Below are 16,638 nucleotides of genomic sequence, written 5' to 3' on the forward strand. Positions count from 1 at the left end.
ACCTCCGCAGGGTCCGCACCCTGCCGAGCTGACGGCGCAACGGCTGGAGGGGCAGCTCAGTCGCGGACGCTGATCCCCAGCTGCTCCGCCATCGCCTCGGCTAGCTCGGCCGCCTGAAGACCGCTCACGATCGCGCCGCGGAGCCCGGGGATCCCGGCAACCCTGCCCAGACGGGCGCCCCGCAGGTCCACATGCCGGAGCTCGGCCCCCGTGACGTCAAGCGTTTCAAGGGTGCAGCCCTCGAACGCGACGCGCGTCGCCTTGGCCCGACCGAGGTCGAGCTCCCCGATCACGCAGTCTTCGAACAGCACATCGGTGAGCTCGGCCGCGCGGAGGTTGACGAACCCGAGCTTGCACCCGCGCACGAGGGCCCCGGACCACGTCGTGTCGTACAGCTCTCCCGAACCGATGCGGGAGGCGAGCAGCTCGACGTCGCGGAACCGCGAGCGCGGAGCATCGAGGCTCGGCGCCCCGAGGCGTTCGATCCGGGTCTCGACGAACGACGCTCCGGCGAGGTCGGCGCCGTCCGCCGTCACGTCGCCCAGCGTGCATTCGACAAAGGCGACCCCGGCCAGCCGCCGCTCGGTGAGGTCGACGCCGTCGAACGCGAGGCCTTCGGCCCGCTCGCCGGGACCGAGGTCGCCGGCGTATCCGGGCACGAGGCCGTTGAGGCGCAGTTCGCTCATCCGGGGACGGGCGGACTCGGCACGGGGACTCACCCGCCGATCCTAGTCCGCCGTAGGCTTGGGGCCATGAGGATCGCCGTGCTCGATGACTACCAGGGCGTTGCCGCCCGGTTCGCGGACTGGGATTCGCTGGGCGGGGACGTCACCTTCTTCGCGGAACACCTCGGGCACGACGACGACGCGGTCGTGGCCGCGCTCGACGGCTTCGACGTCGTGGTCGCGATGCGGGAGCGGACGCCACTGCGCTCCGAGCGCCTCGAGCGCCTCCCGAGGCTGCGGCTCATCGTCTCGACCGGGCGGCGGAACGCCTCGATCGACCTCAAGGCGACCGCGGCCCGCGGGATCACAGTGTGCCATACCGGGTACGTACCCGCCCCGGCCGCCGAGCTCACGTGGGCGCTCATCCACGCGGCGTCGCGGAGGCTCGACGTCGAGCTCGGCGCGATCCGCTCGGGCGGATGGCAGACCACCGTGGGCCGAGGCCTCGAGGGGCGGCGGCTGAGCGTGCTCGGCCTCGGCAATCTAGGTTCGCGCGTCGCGAAGGTGGGGCTCGCGTTCGGCATGGACGTTGTCGCATGGAGCCAGAACTTGACCGAGGAGCGGGCAGCCGAGGTCGGAGTCCGCCGTGTCGAGAAGGACGAGCTGTTCGCGACCGCGGACATCCTCACGATCCACCTTGTCCTCTCGAAGCGCTCGCGCGGGATCGTCGGCGCGAGCGAGCTCGCCCTCATGCGCCCTGACTCGATCCTCGTCAACACCTCCCGGGGCCCGCTGGTCGACGAGGGTGCGCTCCTCGACGCACTCGCCCACCAGCGCCTCGGACTCGCCGCCCTCGACGTCTTCGATGTCGAACCGCTCCCCGCGGATCACCCGCTGCGCCGGGAGCCGAGGGCGGTCCTCACGCCACATATCGGCTACGTGACCCAAGAGCAGTACGAGATCTTCTATCGGGACGCGGTCGAGGACATCGCGGCGTTCGCGGCCGGCTCGCCCATCCGGATCATGGAGCTGCCTTAGCCTGGCCCACGCCGTCGCGCCCCGTCTGGGTCCCAGCCTTGCGCCGTCACGTCCGCAGGGTCCGTCGGTCGCCCGACCGTGCGGACGTGACGGCGCAACGGGGTGGTGGGTGCGGAGGTGACGGCGCAACGGGGTGAGGCGCTGCGGGGGTCAGCACGGCGGGGGTCAGCGCTGCGGGCGACGGCGCGGCCCGACAAGAAGCCGCCGCGGCAGCACGTGGCTGAGGAGCGCGACGGCCTTGTACCGCCTCGAGGGGATCGAGACGGCCTTCCCGCGGAGGTTGTCGAGCAAGCCCTCGCGCACGACGCGCGATGCGCGCAACCACAGGAACGGCGGGATGAACTGCTTCGTCATCCCCATCCGCTCGTGGAACTCGGTGTGCACGAACCCCGGGCACAGGGCCGTGACGAGAACTCCCTCCCGCCTGTAGTGCATATTGGCCCAGCGGCTGAACGAGACGATCCACGCCTTCGCTGCGGAGTACGATCCGCGCGGCAGATAGGCCGCTATCGAGGCGACATTGATGATGCGCCCCTCCCGCCGAGCCGTCATCGCACCGAGTGCCGCGTGACACAGGCTCATCGTCGCCTCGACGTGCAGTCTCAGGTGCCGGACCTCATCCTCGAGGGGGTTCCGGTCGAAGTCGTGGAGCAGGCCGATTCCCGCGTTGTTCACGAGGATCCCGATCGGGCGCGCCGGGTCTGCGACGCGGCCGACGACGGCGGAAAGCTGGGCTTGGTCGGTCAAGTCGGCGGCCAGTACCTCGACCTCGACGCCGCAGCGCGAGCGCAGCTCCGAGGCCAGGCGTTCGAGCCGCTCGCGATCGCGCGCCACGAGCACGAGGCCGTGACCTTGGTCAGCGAGCTGGCGCGCGAATTCGGCTCCGAGGCCGGAACTCGCGCCGGTGATGAGCGCCGTGGTCATGTCGCCCAGCCTAGTCGCGTCCCTGTGTCAAGCCGCGCCTTTGTTGGACCGACACAAAGATGAGCACCTCCGCGCGAGACTTCCGGCGGTCAATCTGTAGGATTCCGCCAAAACGATGGCACTGCCCTTGACCCCTCCCGCACCGCAGAAAACGTACCCCAACAGGAATACTTGAACGCATGGACCGCATTGCTATCACCGGCTTCGGGGCCGTCAGCCCCCTCGGCACCGATGCGCCCTCGACCTGGGAGTCCCTTCGTGAGGGCCGGTCGGGCGTGTCAGTTCTCAAGGCTGACTGGGCCTCGGACCTCACCACCCGGATCGCCGGGACTGTCCCCGACTCCTTCACGGAGGCCCTCGCCGTGCGCGAGCTCAAGCGGCTCGACCGCTGTGAGCAGTTCGCCCTCGTGGCGGGCCGCGAGGCGTGGGAGATGGCCGGGCGTCCCGAGGTCGACGGCGACCGGCTGGGCGTGGTGGTGGGCACCGGCATCGGCGGCATCACGACGACGATCGCGCAAGAGCAGGTGCTCGAGGCGTCGGGGCCCCGCCGCGTCTCCCCCCACACCGTGACGATGCTCATGGGCAACGGACCGGCCGCTTGGCTCTCGATCGACTTGGGCGCGAAGGCGGGCGCACGCACCCCGACGAGCGCCTGCGCCTCCGGTGCGGAAGCACTCGCGATGGGACGCGAAATGATCCTTGCCGGCAACGCGGACATCGTCGTCGCCGGTGGAAGCGAGGCCGCCATCACGGGCCTCACACTCGCGGCCTTCGGCCAGATCCGGGCCCTTTCGAAGCGGAACGACGCGCCCGAAGCCGCCTCGCGCCCCTTCGACGCCGACCGCGACGGCTTCGTGCTCGGCGAGGGCGCCGCACTTCTGGTCCTTGAGCGCGAATCGCATGCCCGCGCCCGCGGGGCCGAGATCTACGCATACCTGGACGGCGCCGCCGTCACGTCGGACGCGTTCGACATCGTCGGCGCCGACCCGTCGAACCAGGCTCGGACGATGACGCTCGCACTTCGCGCCGCCGACTTCGCCCCGGGCGACATCGACTTCGTGCATGCCCACGCGACAGCGACCCCCACGGGCGATATCAACGAGTCCGAGGCCCTCGCCGAGACGGGGATCGATGCCCCGGTCACGTCGACCAAGTCGATGACGGGCCACCTCCTCGGCGCGTCGGGGTCCCTCAGTGCGATCGCGTCGGTCATGGCGCTCCGCGAGGGCGTTGTGCCGCCCACGACCAACGTCGCGACAATCGACCCGGCCATCAAGCTCGACGTTGTGGCCAACGTCAAGCGCGAGGTCGACGCGCGGGCCGCGATCGTGAATTCCTTCGGTTTCGGCGGCCACAACGCGGCGGTCGTCCTGAGCCGCGCGTAGCCGCTACGGCCTGGGCGCTCGCCTCGCTCGGCGGGCGAGCAGGCGCAACTGCAGGATTCGGACCGCGCCGGCGATCGCGACCAGGACGCCGCCCGCAACGGCCGCGATGAAGAGCGCGAGCCCGAGGGGAACGTAGCCGTCGAGGCCAAGGAACTGTACCCGGGCGGTGTCCTGGTTCTGCAGGAAGAACACAATCAGCAGGATGAGGACGATCAGCGCTACGACCACCGCGGCCCAGACGACGCCCGCGCGGGTGACAGGGGGCTCCTGACGCGGCGGCGCAGGCGTGGTGCGGGTAGCGTCCCGCGGAGGCTGCGGCTGGGCGCCATCGGGGCCGGGCTTCGGACCGGGGAGGGGTTCCTGAGGTGAAGACGGAGACTGAGGCTGCTGGCTCATGGTGCTCCTTTCATCGCGTGTCCTTCGACTATCGTTCCCCCGATTTCAGGATCTCGCACGATGCGGGCCGTGAATCCGGCGCCACGGAGCAGGGCCGCCGTCGCCGAGGACTGGTGCCGGCTCGTCTCGATCAGGAGCGTGCCGCGGGGTGCGAGCCATTCCCGCGCATTCGCCACCACGCGGCGCTGGACAGCCAGCCCATCGTCGCCGCCGTCGAGCGCGGCCAGGGGCTCGTAGTCCCGGGCTTCGGGCGGCATGAGGGCGATCGCTTCGCTTGGCACGTAGGGCGCGTTGGCGGCGACGACGTCGACGCCTCCCCTGAGGCCCAGGGGAAGCGCGTCGAAGAGGTCTCCGCAGAAGGAGCGCCCCCCGTACGCGGCGATGTTTGCCGCCGCGACCTCGACGGCGACAGGGTCGATGTCCGCCGCGTACAGCTCGATCCCCGGGACGGCGTGCGCCACGAGCGCCCCAATCGCCCCGCTCCCGCAGCAGAGGTCGACGACGACGGCAGGCCGGCTCGCCGTCGTCCGCGCAAGGGCGGCGGCCTGCCGCGCAAGGAGCTCGCTTCGGCGCCTCGGCACGAAGACGCCCGGTGCGACGCCGATCCGGAGGCCCCCGAACTCCGCCCATCCGAGGACGTACTCGAGGGGCTCGCCCTCGGCACGTCGCTGGACGAGCGTCTCGAGCCGTCCGGCGTCGTCGCCCGCGGCCTCGCGCAGCAGGCGGGCCTCGTCTTCGGCGAATACGCACCCGGCGGCACGCAGACGAGCGGCGAGAGGGTCCCCTGCGTTCCCGCCGGAGGGCTCGGCCGCCTCTGGCCATGGCATGGTCACGGCGATAGTCTGCCATCACCCGTCGGGCCAACGTGGCCCTCAACGTCAGGAGGAACCATGGCAGGGCACACCTATAGCGTCTCCGAGATCGTCGGGACCTCCCCTGACGGCGTCGACCAAGCGGTCCGCAACGCCATTGAAACCGCGTCCCAGACGCTGCGGAACCTCGACTGGTTCGAGGTCAAGTCGGTCCGGGGCCATATCGAAAACGGCAGCGTCGCGGACTGGCAGGTCACTGTCAAGATCGGCTTCCGCCTCGAGCGCTAGGGGCTGCCTTCCGCTCAGCCGCTCGCCACAGCGCGCCGATTGCGCGCCGGCCCGATCCGTTTCCGGCTCTGTGCCGAGCGGCTGAGCGTCTCCTTCTCCTCGAGCTCGAACAGCTCGTTCCACGGCTGCTTGAGCCGCATCGCGAGCGCAATCGCAAGTTCTTCGCTCAGCCTGCCCATGCCGCCTGTCTCAAGCAGATGGATCGTGGTCTGCGAGCGGTTCACCAGGAACGCGAGCTGCTTCTGCGAGAGGTTCTCCTGCCTCCGCCATCTCCGCAGCATCGCAGGGTCCTTGACCTTCATGCGGCTCTCCTTCCGGATGGTCGCCGGGGACCCCGTCGCAGGGTCTCCCCACACCCTGAGCCCATCCTACAAGTTAAATTAAGCGAACTGTCAATTACTTGTTGAGCCCACAAGCGGTTCAGCCCGCTCCTTTGCGGGCAGGATGTGTGTGTAGGTTGTTGCCTGTCGGGTGTGTCGCACGCATGAGGAGAGAGCCGAGCCGTGAACGAGCCGTTGAGCCTGCGCGACTTGGTCGAGGCTGCCGCCGCGAAGCGTGACGCCTCTGGCCTGCGTCTCGCGGAGATCGCGGAGGCTGCGGGCTTCAAGATCACCGTCACCACCATCAATGCCATCCGGCAGGGAACATACAAGTCCAAGCCGCGTCCGAACACCATCCGGGCGATCGCCTGGCTCGCCGGCGTCACCGACGACGTCGCCTTCACGGCAGCCGGCCAGCCCGTTCCCGGGCCCCCGTTCGCCGACGAGCTTCCGCCGGGCGTGGACAACCTCCCGCCCAAGGCGCGCCGGGCCGCGATCGAGATGCTCCGCGCCCTCGTCGACCTGAATCGGGGCGCCTTGGAGTCGCTGTCGGGAACGAACGACGACGACGCCCTGCCGCCGTCGTGGCAGCGCCTCGCCGCCTACAGCGGCCCGGGCGGCCACCTCGAGCGTGAACGTGAATGGTCCGACCGGGGTGAAGAATCGCAAGGTCCAGCCGACAAGGAGTGAGGGGCCGCTCGGCCAGGAATGTCGGTCCCGTTCCATAGTCTGGCCTCGTGTTCAGTCCTTGGGGGGCGCTGCGCGAACTGACTCACGTAACCCTGCATTTCATCCTCATGCCGGACGGCGCTCTGGCCCGGACCGACGGCCGCGGACGAATCTGGCTCGACAAGCGCCTCCAGCAGGCAGAGCGTCGCTGCGCCCTCACGCACGAGCTCGTTCATCTCGAGCACGGGCACACGAGCTGCCAAGGTCCGCGGGTCGAGCGGCGGGTCAGGGAGGAGACTGCCCGCCGGCTCGTTCCGTTCGAGCGTCTCGTCGAGGCGTACCGCTGGACCCAGCACCCCACGGAGCTCGCGGACGAGCTCTGGGTGACGGTCGACGTCGTGCACGACCTGCTCGCAGCCCTCACCGACGCCGAGCGCGCGGCCCTTGCCGCCTCGAGCGCGAGGCTCCCCTGATCCAACGGGAACTCCTGTTCAGCCCTGCAGGAGCGCGAGCGCCTCCTCTTGCGAGAGCTTGGTCTGCCGGTATTCCTTGAGCAGGACCTCGAGCATTGCGTCCGCCCGGTCAGGGGTTTCGGCTCCCATCGCGTCCCCCGCGAAGGCCACGCGGAAGTTGTGCGCGTACGCGTCGGAGGCCGTCTGGGCGAGGCAGAGGTGCGTCGACACGCCGGCGAGCAGCAGCTGTTCGATGTCCCAGATGCGCAGCCGCTGCAGGAGGTCCGTACCCCAGAAGGCACTGTCTCGCCGCTTGACGAGCTGCGGAAGTCCCGCCGAATCCAGCTCGGGGAGCAGGTCCGCCTGCTCGGTGCCGCAGAACGCGAAGCCTTGTTCGTCGTCGAGCATCGAGAGGGTCCAGGTCGAGCAGTCCCGCTCGTGCTCGGTCCGCAGCAGGAGGATCCGGGAGCCGCTCTCGCGCGCCGCGGCGATGAGCTGGTTGCACGCTCCCACCAAGCGGTCCCGGTCTGCGGCCAAGGCGCCGTTCTCGAAGAAGGCGTTCTCCATGTCGATGACGAGTAAGGCGGTCTTCATGAGGGCGTTGTACCCACACACCGCGCGCTCACGCGGACGCGAGCGGATGACGCCGTCAGGAACGGTTGGCCGCGTGGTCGACCGGCACATTCTGGGTGGGCCCTGTGGGTCTCGAACCCACGACCCGCGGATTAAAAGTCCGCTGCTCTACCAACTGAGCTAAAGGCCCCGACCGGCGCAGGCCGGTCACTCAGTACTCTAGCGCAGCAGGACCTCCCAGCACTCTCGGCTACCGGCGGATCGCGTGGGCAGGCGCGCGCAACAGGAGTACCGTACTTGGCATGAGCGAGCATCCAGGAGGTCCCGGAAACGGCACTGGTCCGGTGAGGCCGCACAAGCCGAAGCCCTTCGCACCCCTCGACTTCGAGCCCTTCGCAGGCGGAGCGGACCCCGCCCGGGTCTCGGAAGCCGCGCACCTCGCTGCGCAGGCCCTCGTTCGGCGGGGACGCGAGAGCGACGATCCCGAAATCACCCGGAGGCTTGTCCGGCTCGCCGACGAGCAGGGCCTCGACGCGATCGCCGAGATGTGGGCCGAGAGCCCGGCACGCTCCCTTCCCGGGGCCTTGTGGCGCCTCTACGCGCTCCGCGCGGCCACGCGCAGCGACCCCGAGCGCATCTCGGTCTACTTCAAGGCCGGCAAGGACACCGCACAGGTCTCGCACGCCGTCGCCGGCGTCGCCGAGCCGCCCGGCGCCGACGAACTCACTGTCATGGCCGACGCCATCCTCTCGGGGGCGTTCGACGGCGACTTCGACGTCGCGCTCGAGCGCTCGGCGGCCTTCTGCCGAGTCGTCGCGCTGGGACAGGCGAAGCTCGCGGACAGCGCCGAGTGGGGCAACGCGCAGCACGCGACGAAGCTCACCCGAAACGCGCACCAGCTCGTCAAGACTGCCGAGGATCTCGAAGCCTCGGCCAAGGCGTGGCGGCGCGGCCAGCTCGACTGACAGCAGACCCGTAGCCTCTGCTCCCCCGCGGAGTCAAGGTTGACTACCGCAGAGGCCCGTAGAAGACTGAAGGTGGCGTCGGACCGCGGTAGCCCCGGGCTCCAACTTTTAGCCGCTTCGAGCGGCCTTCCGCCGAGAGGCGCTCCCGGTTCGGCGCTCCTAACTTGTTCAGGTGATCCTGATCCGTTCGTGAAGGCTCTGTGGCAACGCCGCGGAGCCTTCACGCTGCCCCGCACGAAGCAAAGGAAAGCGCGCCCGGGTGCCATGTTCTCCCGCCCCCATGTGAGCACCTCGGGCGCGCTTCCGGGCCGCGCTGCCTCCCCCGGCGCCGCGGAGCGCCTCGGGCACCCCCTGCCCGTTGCCGGCGCCCATCCGCGACAAGTAGCCACGGCCTCCTGTCAGGCTAGAGGCGGCGGCGAGCGGGTACGTGGACCACAAGTAGCTTCTCCGTGCTGGCGGCGGGTGAGCCTCAGTGGACTCGGCTCGGGGAGGCGTCCCTACTGGTCGCCGCGGACGAGCTCGAACAAGGCCTTGCGTGACGCCGCGTTGGTCTTGCGGAGCGCGTTCGAGATATGGCTCTCCACAGTCCGGACGCTCAGGCCGAACTGGTCGGCAATCTCCTGGTTGCTGCGGCTGCCGGCGAGCAGGGCAATCTCGCGTTCGCGATCGGTGAGGCTCAGATACGGGACGCCCGGCTCGAACACGATGAACTGCCCCTCAGGCCGGTGCTTCCTCATGAATCGCTCGGCTGCGCGCTCGATCGCCGTCACAATCGGGCCTCCGTGACTGCTCACCCTGTGCTTCCGGACGGCACCCCGCAAGAGCATGGCGATCTGATACGTATCTCCGTCGGGCTCGTATTGGTCGGGGAACCGGTCGAGCACTTCGACGTCACCCGCCAGGACGGCGGTGGCAAGGCGGAGGAGCTGATCGTGCGCCGTGATGCCCTGTTCGCGCAGGATCTTCTCAAGGCGGGCCTTCACGCGCGGGGTCGGGAGGAGGCATAGCGCAAAGAGCCCGGAATACACGGCCTCGAGGATGAAGCCGTGCGCCTTCTGATCAGCCAGGAGCGCGCTCGCTCGCTGGTCGAAGGCCTCGGCACTCGGGGGCTTCCGCGCCACCAGCTCGTAGACGCCCTTGCCGATCCCTGGGAGCGGCCCCACGTCGGGTGCCTCGGTCGCCTGCTCTCCGAGGGATGACGACGCCGCGTCGGCCCGGAGCGCCGAGAGCCGCAGCATCGCGTTGTAGAGCGCGCCGAGGAGGAAGCCCGGACGTTTCAGCGAGAACGCCCAGCCCATGAGGTATTCGGCCTCATCGAACAGGCCACGCGAGAGGAGCGCGAGGGACGCCACGTAGCTCTGCGTGACGAGGGTGAACTGGTCCACGTTGCGGAGCGCCGCGCGCCGCCGTCCGAGGGAGTACGCGATGGCTTCGTCGACGCGGCCGCTCGCGAAGAGGGCCAGACCCCGGATGAGTGCCTCGAAGCGGGGCAGCGTGTCGAAGCCCTCGGCACCGTCCACCGCTGCGAGCGCGGCGTCGGGTTTCAACCTGAACAGCTCGAGCAGACCGCGCGCGACGGCGATGACACCGCTCGTGGCCTGCCGCACGGGCAGGCGGGCGAATTCGGCGTCGAGGTCCTCGGGCATCTTCGAGAACTGGACCCCGATCAACAGGCTGAAGGCCCGAGCCTCCTCAGCCCAATCGGGCTGCGCCTTGGCGAAGTCCTCGAGGATGGCGAGTCCTCCGGCGAGGTCGCCCCCGTCCATCATCGTCCAGAGCGCCCTCGTCATGCTGAAGAACAGGAGATCCGCGGGCGCGCTTCCCGCGGGGTCGGTGAGTTCGAAGACGCGGCGAATGCGGTGGCGGTCGATCGCGCCTCCCCAGTAGACCCGGAGGAAGGCCACCGCATTGGTCATCGTCCTCTCGGCCTCCCACGCGGCGTAGTAGAGCTGCTCGACCGATTCGAGCCGCTTGTGGAAGTAGCGGACGGTCGCGGCGTGGCTGCTGAACTGCTCCTCCCTCAGCGCCGTGAGCTCCGCGGCGGCCGAGCCGTCCGAGGGTGCACCCTCGTCCCCGCAGCGCGCCGCGTCCAGCCCCCCGGTCAGGGAATCACGGAGGATCTTGCGCGAGTTCAGCACATGGCCCGCGAGGTAGTCCTCGATGACAGGAGGGAACACGGACGCGAACAGCTGACCCTCGGGACCGGGGACAGCAGAGACGAGCCGCCGGTGCTCGAGGCTGTCGAGGACGTCCGCGCCCACCGAGGCGGCAAGCTCGGGGGCGGGCGTGGGGCCGAGGACGGCCATCGTCGTGAGCGCCTTGAACTCCTCCGGCCGCAGACCGTGGAGCATGGCCTCGACGGTCGCGTGGAGGTGTTCGTTCATGAGCGAGCCACCCGTCATCGCGTACTTCCCGTCCCGGAGGACGAGTCTCTCGCTCAGGACGGCCGTCTCGACGATGCGCACGGCCAGGCGCAGGTTGCCGCCCGACTTCGCGAGGATGCGGGCTGGCACGTCGACTTCGGCGGGCGCGCCCAGCATCTGGAGCACGAGTGCGTTGACCTGCTCATAGCGCAGCGGGGCGAGGGCCACGGTCGCTTCGGGCCAGCGGCCGAGGACGACGGCGGGGATCCGGGACTCGAACGGCACGTCACCCATGGTCACGACGAGCGGCACCTCGGTGCGCTTCTGCACGATGTCGATGACGGCGAGGGACTCGCGGTCCAGGCTTTCGATGTCGTCGACGACGATGACCCGCGACCCAATGCGCGAGACGTGCTCGGAGAGGAGGTCGGCGATACCGAGGATGCCGGCAGCGCGGGGACGTAGGTCGATTCCCATCGAGATGATCCCGGCGAACGGCACCTCGGCCAGCGATGGCGTGGCGAAGACGGAATACACGCGTGTGCCGTGCCCCTCGAGCTCATCGACGACCCGCTTGGCCACGGAGGTCCGGCCGCTTCCCGGCGCCCCCACGATCCGAACCCCGAGATTGCGCGCGACATAGCGCAGCACACGGTCAGTGACCTGCTCAAACAAGACTGAAGACCTTTCGCTGTTGTCTGCCCCCCAGCAGCCTTCGGCCTCGAGCCGAAGGCTGTGACCCTCGTGCTTGGAAGGAGAAGGATGACGCAAACACCGCGCGCACTGCTTCTGGACGAAAGTAAGGGCTTGGTTGGTGGTCTCCGTGGGACACGAGCCGTTTCTCCGTGGAAATAGCTTGGCAACTACGTGGTAGGGCGGCGGGTGGCATCAGTGCTCGGCCTCTCAGCTCAGCAAACAGGTTCCCCTCGCATTCTGAGTACCACCCGTCGGGGCCATGACGCGGTTTTCCCGGATACATGACGGCTCAGGGCCGTCCCAGCCGAATTCATTTTGTTCGCGTAGCATGCGTCATGCCGGCCGCCGCCGGACCCGTGACCCGCCGTATGGCCCGCACCCCCGGAGAAACCATGAAGCTGCGCCTCTTCCCCCAGGAGACGGCCGCGCTCGAACTCCTCGCGGATCTCGCGCAACAGTCGGTACTCGCGGTCCAGGTGCTCTCGGAGATGTTCGGCGCACCCCGGGAGGAGCACGAGCGGATCTTCGAAGAACTCATGCACATCGATCGGCGCGCGACCGAGCTCCAGCGCTCGCTCCTGACCCAGCTGCGCACGAGCTTCGTCAACCCGCTCCCCCGCGAGGACCTCCTTGACCTTTCCGAGGGTCTCGGTGCGGCCATGGAGCATCTCGTGGCCGTCGGGGAGATCACCCTCGTGAACCGGCTCGACCGCCCCGCGCGCGAAGCGTCCGACCAGCTGGAGATTGTGAACCGTCAGGCGGAGCTCACCGTCGGCGCGATGCGGGGCCTGGGGCAGCTCGACGACCTCGAGGACTACTGGATCGAGATGATCCGACTGGCCAAGAGGGCAAATCACACCCACCGGCTGTGGGGCGCCAACGCCATGCGCGAGCTCTCGCTCAGTGCGTATGCCCGGAGCATCGAGATGGCGAGGGCGCTTCTCGATGCGGCGCACGCGCTCAAAGACGTCGGCGCCAACGTAGGCCGGATCATCGTCAAGGAGTCTTGAGGTGACCATCGCGCTGCTTGTCGCGGTGGTCGTGTTCACGTCCGTGTTCGGGTTCCTCAACGGATTCCGCGACGCCTCGAACGCCGTGGGCCTCACCGTCCGCACGCGCGCACTCACGCCGAGCATCGCCGTCGTCCTCGCCGCAGTCTTCAACGTCATCGGCACGGTCACGAGCGCATGGCTCCTCAACTACTTCGGCGGCAGCTGGGTCACAGCGCCCGACGGCGCACGGGGCCTTGTCGTGCTGCTCGCCACCGTGGTGAGCGCGAGCCTGTGGAACGTCTACCTCTGGTGGCGTGGCTACCCGTCGTCGTCCACGCACGCCCTCGTCGGCGGACTCGTCGGGGCAAGTCTCGCCGAGGTGCTTCTCGGCCACGCCCTTCAAAATGGCCTGGCAAACCTCCTGTGGCTCCAGGTATGGCTCCCGCTGCTCATCTCGCCGCTGCTCGCCTTCGGAGCCGCGTTCTTCCTCACGAGCTTCACCACGTGGATCGCCCGCTACAGCCAACCGAGCCAGGCCCACGCCACCCTGCGCGCCGCACAATCGGTGGGGACCGCGGCCGTCGCGTTCGGCCACGGGCTTCAGGACGGGCAACGCATCATTGCGGTCCTCGTCGTCGCGGCGATCGGAAACCAGACCGACTGGACCGCGATACCGGGATGGATCGTGGGGGTCGCCGCGCTCACCCTCGGCATCGGCACGCTCGCTGGGGGGTGGAGGGTCACGTACACCCTGAGCCACCGGCTCATCCGCACGGATCCCCTCCGCGGTTTCGTCTCCCAGCTCGTGACGACGCTCATGCTGTTCTTCGGTGCCCTGTGGCTCAAGTGGCCGCTCTCAACCACCCACACCGTGGCCGCGTCGATCCTCGGCGCGGGGAGCAACCAGAGCTACGCCGCCGTCAACGGCCGGCTGCTGACCCGGCTCGTTGCCTTCTGGATCGCGACTCCGCTCGCGGCAGCACTTCTGGGGCTCGTCCTCGCGCTCGCCCTCGACCCCTTCGCGCGATAGAGCCCGGCATGGCGTGAGATCTACCCGAAGCGGCCCGAGACGTAGTCCTCGGTCGCCTTCTCCTTCGGGTTGTTGAAGATCGTCGTCGTGTCCGCGTACTCGATGAGCTTGCCCGGCTTGCCCGTGCCGGCGATGTTGAAGAAGGCCGTCTTGTCCGACACGCGCGCTGCCTGCTGCATGTTGTGCGTCACGATGACGACCGTGTACTGCTCCTTGAGCTCGTTGATGAGGTCCTCGACCGCGAGCGTGGAGATCGGGTCGAGGGCCGAGCACGGCTCGTCCATGAGGATGACGTCGGGCTTGACCGCGATCGCGCGGGCGATGCAGAGGCGCTGCTGCTGGCCGCCCGAGAGACCGGAACCCGGCTTGTCGAGACGGTCCTTGACTTCGTTCCACAGGTTGGCGCCCCGGAGCGAGGACTCGACGATCTCCTGCGCGTCCGACTTCGAGAGCCGGCCGCCGTTGAGCTTTACTCCCGCCAGGACGTTGTCCCGGATCGACATGGTCGGGAACGGGTTCGGGCGCTGGAACACCATGCCCACGTGGCTGCGGACGGCCACCGGGTCGACTCCCGAGCCGTAGAGGTCATCCCCGTCGAGGAGCACCTGTCCCTCGACCCTGGCGCCCGGAAGGACCTCATGCATCCGATTGAGGGTGCGGAGGAAGGTCGACTTGCCGCAGCCCGAGGGCCCGATGAACGCGGTGACGGAGCGCGCGGCGATGTTGATGGAGACGCCCTCGACGGCCAGGAAGTTGCCGTAGTAGACGTTCAGGTCCTTGACGTCGATTCGCTTGGACATGCTTTCCTTCGGTTCGAAAGGGTCGATCGGGGGCGGCGCGCTCAGCGCCCGGTCTTGGGCGCGAAGACCCGTGCCACGAGGCGCGCCACGAGGTTGAGGATCATCACGAAGACGATGAGGACCAGGGCGGCACCCCACGCGCGCTGGATGCTCGGACCCGGGTTCGAGGGCGACGTCGGGTTGAGGATCTGGAAGTAGATGTACGTCGGAAGCGACGCCATCCAGTCCGAGAACACGTTGAAGTTGATCTTCGTCGCGAAGCCGGCCGTGAGCAGGATCGGCGCGGTCTCGCCGATGACGCGGGCGATGGCGAGCGTGACGCCGGATGCGATGCCCGAGATCGCGGTCGGGATGACGACCTTGAGGATGGTGCGCCACTTCCGCACCCCCAGCGCGTACGCCGCTTCGCGGAGCTCGTTCGGGACGATGCGCAGCATCTCCTCGCTCGAACGGACGACGACGGGGATCATCAGGACCGTCAGTGCGATGGCGGCAACGAAGCCGGTCTCCGTCCCAGGCCCGAAGATCGTGGCGAAGAGCGCGGCGGCGAAGAGGCCCGCGACGATCGAGGGAATGCCTGTCATGACGTCGACAAACAGGGTGATCGCCTTCGAGAGCCGGCCGCCCTGGCCGTATTCGACGAGGTAGATCGAGGTGAGCAGCCCGATCGGCACGGAGATGACCGTCGCCCACAGCGTGATGAGCAGCGTGCCGATGATCGCGTGGTAGATGCCGCCGAGCACCCGGCCGCCGGTGTTGACCGACTCGTTGTCCTGGATGCCGCTCACGCCATTCATCGACGTTCCGAGGAAGCCCGGCGTGAGAAGGCCCTTGATGCCGCCCTCGAGCACGGTCCAGATCACGGAGAACAGCGGCAGGACGACGATGATGAACGCGCCGATGACCAGACACGTGGCGAACTTGTCCCGTGCCTTGCGGCTGCCCTCGACCGCCCCGCTCCAGGCGACGTAGACGAGCGTGAAGATGACCGCCGCGAAGACGCCCAGCCCGAAGAGGTTGAAGCCGGTGAGGCTGGAGAGTGCCGCGCCCACGATGAGGCCGACGGCGAGCGAGGCCCACGGGGCATAGCGCGGAAGCCGGTTCCGGGTCAGGGAAGTACGGCGCCGAGAGGTCGCGATTGCTGTCATGTCAGTTCGCTCCCGAGAATTCCTTGTGGCGGCTGATGACCCAGCGGGCCACGATGTTGACCGCGAGGGTGAAGACGAAGAGAACGAGGCCGGCCGCGATGAGCGTGTTCAGGCTCAGACCGCTCGCCTCCGGGAAGTTGAGCGCTATCTCCGCGGCGATCGTCTGGTTGCCCGACTGGATGAGGCTCGCGATGAGCGGGCCCGAGGAGAGCACGAGGGCGACAGCCATCGTCTCGCCGAGCGCGCGGCCCAAGCCCAGCATGACGGCGCTGATGATCCCCGGACGCGCGAAGGGCAGGACAGCCATGCGGATCATCTCCCAACGCGTCGCGCCGAGGGCCAGCGCGGCCTCCTCGTGCAGCTTGGGGGTCTGGAGGAAGATCTCGCGGCAGACCGAGGTGATGATCGGGATGACCATGACGGCGAGCACGATCGAAGCCGTCAGGAGCGTCTTGCCGGTGGCCGAGGGGGGACCGCCGAAGATCGGGATCCAGCCGAGGGCCGAGGCGAGCCACGTGTATCCGGGCACGAGCGCGGGTGCGAGGAACGAGATGCCCCACGCGCCGAAGATGACCGACGGAATGGCTGCGAGCAGATCGATGAGGTACCCGAGGACCTGGGCGAGACGCCGCGGGGCGTAGTGCGAGATGAAGAGGGCGACGCCGATCGAGATGGGCGTGGCGATGAGGAGCGCAATGGCGGCGGCGATGACGGTGCCGACCACGAGCGGGAAGATGTAGGGCCAGAAGCCCTCCCCGTTCGCGATCTGGCTCGGCGGCGCGACGAGCGCGGGCATCGCCTGGACGACGAGGAACACGGCGACGGCCACGAGCACCACGAGAATGATCGCGCCCGCCGCGAGGGACGTGCCAGAGAAGACCTTGTCTCCCGTGGCGCCCCGACGGGACGACAGTGACCGGAGCCGCCCTTGGCTCTCTGGTGTCTTTGTCTGGGTTGCAGTCACATCTCGTCCCTTGGTCACGCGGGGGCTCTCATGGAGGGTTCTCGCCATCTTGACACGTCCTCTCTCACTCAGCGCAAGGCCCGCCCCGGCCAAAGCGGCCGGAGCGGGCTTGAGCTACCAGGAAGCGATCAGGACTTGACCTTGATCGAATCGATCAC

Annotated in this window: 18 protein-coding genes and 1 tRNA gene; 8 read left to right on the forward strand and 11 right to left on the reverse strand. The window is 68.6% G+C overall.

Annotated features, from left to right (window positions below):
* Positions 1–56: 56 nt before the first annotated feature.
* A complete protein-coding gene (locus tag V7053_RS13175) occupies positions 57–719 on the reverse strand; it encodes a pentapeptide repeat-containing protein (protein ID WP_334172729.1) in 663 nt (220 codons plus the stop codon).
* A gap of 33 nt (positions 720–752) precedes the next feature.
* Between V7053_RS13175 and V7053_RS13180 the strand changes: the two genes are divergently transcribed.
* Positions 753–1,703, forward strand: coding sequence for a D-2-hydroxyacid dehydrogenase family protein (locus V7053_RS13180; RefSeq protein ID WP_334172730.1), 951 nt, complete (start codon positions 753–755; stop codon positions 1,701–1,703).
* A 165-nt stretch (positions 1,704–1,868) separates the two neighbouring features.
* Here V7053_RS13180 and V7053_RS13185 read toward each other — a convergent pair whose 3' ends face one another.
* Complete coding sequence (locus V7053_RS13185) at positions 1,869–2,627, reverse strand: SDR family NAD(P)-dependent oxidoreductase (protein WP_334172731.1); 759 nt, start codon at positions 2,625–2,627, stop codon at positions 1,869–1,871.
* A gap of 179 nt (positions 2,628–2,806) precedes the next feature.
* Here V7053_RS13185 and V7053_RS13190 point away from each other — a divergent pair, with 179 nt between their 5' ends.
* Entirely contained in the window at positions 2,807–4,012 is a 1,206-nt protein-coding gene (locus V7053_RS13190) for a beta-ketoacyl-[acyl-carrier-protein] synthase family protein (RefSeq protein WP_334172732.1), read from the forward strand.
* Between the two features lie 3 nt (positions 4,013–4,015).
* Here V7053_RS13190 and V7053_RS13195 read toward each other — a convergent pair whose 3' ends face one another.
* Together V7053_RS13195 and V7053_RS13200 are read right to left on the reverse strand one after the other, a co-directional pair.
* Complete coding sequence (locus V7053_RS13195; protein WP_334172733.1) at positions 4,016–4,408, reverse strand: LapA family protein; 393 nt, start codon at positions 4,406–4,408, stop codon at positions 4,016–4,018.
* Positions 4,405–5,235 (reverse strand): putative protein N(5)-glutamine methyltransferase, encoded by an 831-nt coding sequence (locus V7053_RS13200; RefSeq protein WP_334172744.1) that lies wholly within the window; start codon positions 5,233–5,235, stop codon positions 4,405–4,407. The genes V7053_RS13195 and V7053_RS13200 overlap by 4 nt, the downstream gene beginning before the upstream one ends.
* Positions 5,236–5,298: 63 nt before the next feature.
* Here V7053_RS13200 and V7053_RS13205 point away from each other — a divergent pair, with 63 nt between their 5' ends.
* Positions 5,299–5,508, forward strand: coding sequence for a dodecin (locus V7053_RS13205; RefSeq protein WP_334172734.1), 210 nt, complete (start codon positions 5,299–5,301; stop codon positions 5,506–5,508).
* 14 nt (positions 5,509–5,522) lie between these two features.
* On the opposite strand, the gene V7053_RS13210 is transcribed toward V7053_RS13205, so the two are convergent.
* Positions 5,523–5,810 (reverse strand): helix-turn-helix transcriptional regulator, encoded by a 288-nt coding sequence (locus V7053_RS13210; protein WP_334172735.1) that lies wholly within the window; start codon positions 5,808–5,810, stop codon positions 5,523–5,525.
* A 201-nt stretch (positions 5,811–6,011) separates the two neighbouring features.
* Here V7053_RS13210 and V7053_RS13215 point away from each other — a divergent pair, with 201 nt between their 5' ends.
* On the forward strand, positions 6,012–6,518 hold the full coding sequence (locus tag V7053_RS13215; protein ID WP_334172736.1) for a hypothetical protein: 507 nt from the start codon (positions 6,012–6,014) through the stop codon (positions 6,516–6,518).
* A 47-nt stretch (positions 6,519–6,565) separates the two neighbouring features.
* Positions 6,566–6,970: an ImmA/IrrE family metallo-endopeptidase gene (locus V7053_RS13220; RefSeq protein ID WP_334172737.1), complete on the forward strand. Its 405-nt coding sequence runs from the start codon at positions 6,566–6,568 to the stop codon at positions 6,968–6,970.
* A gap of 18 nt (positions 6,971–6,988) precedes the next feature.
* Here the strand turns inward: V7053_RS13220 and V7053_RS13225 are convergent, their stop codons facing one another.
* Entirely contained in the window at positions 6,989–7,543 is a 555-nt protein-coding gene (locus tag V7053_RS13225) for a cysteine hydrolase family protein (protein WP_334172738.1), read from the reverse strand.
* Positions 7,544–7,639: 96 nt separating this feature from the next.
* Positions 7,640–7,712: transfer RNA gene (locus tag V7053_RS13230), tRNA-Lys, on the reverse strand.
* Positions 7,713–7,824: 112 nt separating this feature from the next.
* Here V7053_RS13230 and V7053_RS13235 point away from each other — a divergent pair.
* On the forward strand, positions 7,825–8,487 hold the full coding sequence (locus V7053_RS13235; protein WP_241056085.1) for a hypothetical protein: 663 nt from the start codon (positions 7,825–7,827) through the stop codon (positions 8,485–8,487).
* A gap of 497 nt (positions 8,488–8,984) precedes the next feature.
* Here V7053_RS13235 and V7053_RS13240 read toward each other — a convergent pair whose 3' ends face one another.
* The gene (locus V7053_RS13240) at positions 8,985–11,525 is read right to left on the reverse strand and encodes a helix-turn-helix transcriptional regulator (RefSeq protein ID WP_334172739.1); all 2,541 of its coding nucleotides are present in this window, start codon (positions 11,523–11,525) and stop codon (positions 8,985–8,987) included.
* Positions 11,526–11,881: 356 nt separating this feature from the next.
* Between V7053_RS13240 and V7053_RS13245 the strand changes: the two genes are divergently transcribed.
* On the forward strand, positions 11,882–12,556 hold the full coding sequence (locus tag V7053_RS13245; protein ID WP_334172740.1) for a DUF47 domain-containing protein: 675 nt from the start codon (positions 11,882–11,884) through the stop codon (positions 12,554–12,556).
* A gap of 1 nt (position 12,557) precedes the next feature.
* A complete protein-coding gene (locus tag V7053_RS13250; protein WP_334172741.1) occupies positions 12,558–13,568 on the forward strand; it encodes an inorganic phosphate transporter in 1,011 nt (336 codons plus the stop codon).
* Positions 13,569–13,588: 20 nt separating this feature from the next.
* Here V7053_RS13250 and pstB read toward each other — a convergent pair whose 3' ends face one another.
* The 3 genes from pstB to pstC are packed head-to-tail and all read right to left on the reverse strand — an operon-like array spanning position 13,589 to position 16,528.
* Positions 13,589–14,368 (reverse strand): phosphate ABC transporter ATP-binding protein PstB, encoded by a 780-nt coding sequence (gene pstB, locus V7053_RS13255; protein WP_334172742.1) that lies wholly within the window; start codon positions 14,366–14,368, stop codon positions 13,589–13,591.
* A gap of 41 nt (positions 14,369–14,409) precedes the next feature.
* Positions 14,410–15,516: a phosphate ABC transporter permease PstA gene (gene pstA / locus V7053_RS13260; RefSeq protein WP_334172743.1), complete on the reverse strand. Its 1,107-nt coding sequence runs from the start codon at positions 15,514–15,516 to the stop codon at positions 14,410–14,412.
* Position 15,517: 1 nt separating this feature from the next.
* On the reverse strand, positions 15,518–16,528 hold the full coding sequence (gene pstC / locus V7053_RS13265) for a phosphate ABC transporter permease subunit PstC (RefSeq protein WP_443022616.1): 1,011 nt from the start codon (positions 16,526–16,528) through the stop codon (positions 15,518–15,520).
* Positions 16,529–16,638: the final 110 nt, after the last annotated feature.

Origin of the sequence: Sinomonas sp. (genome assembly GCF_036848755.1) — a bacterium.
GTDB lineage: Bacteria > Actinomycetota > Actinomycetes > Actinomycetales > Micrococcaceae > Sinomonas.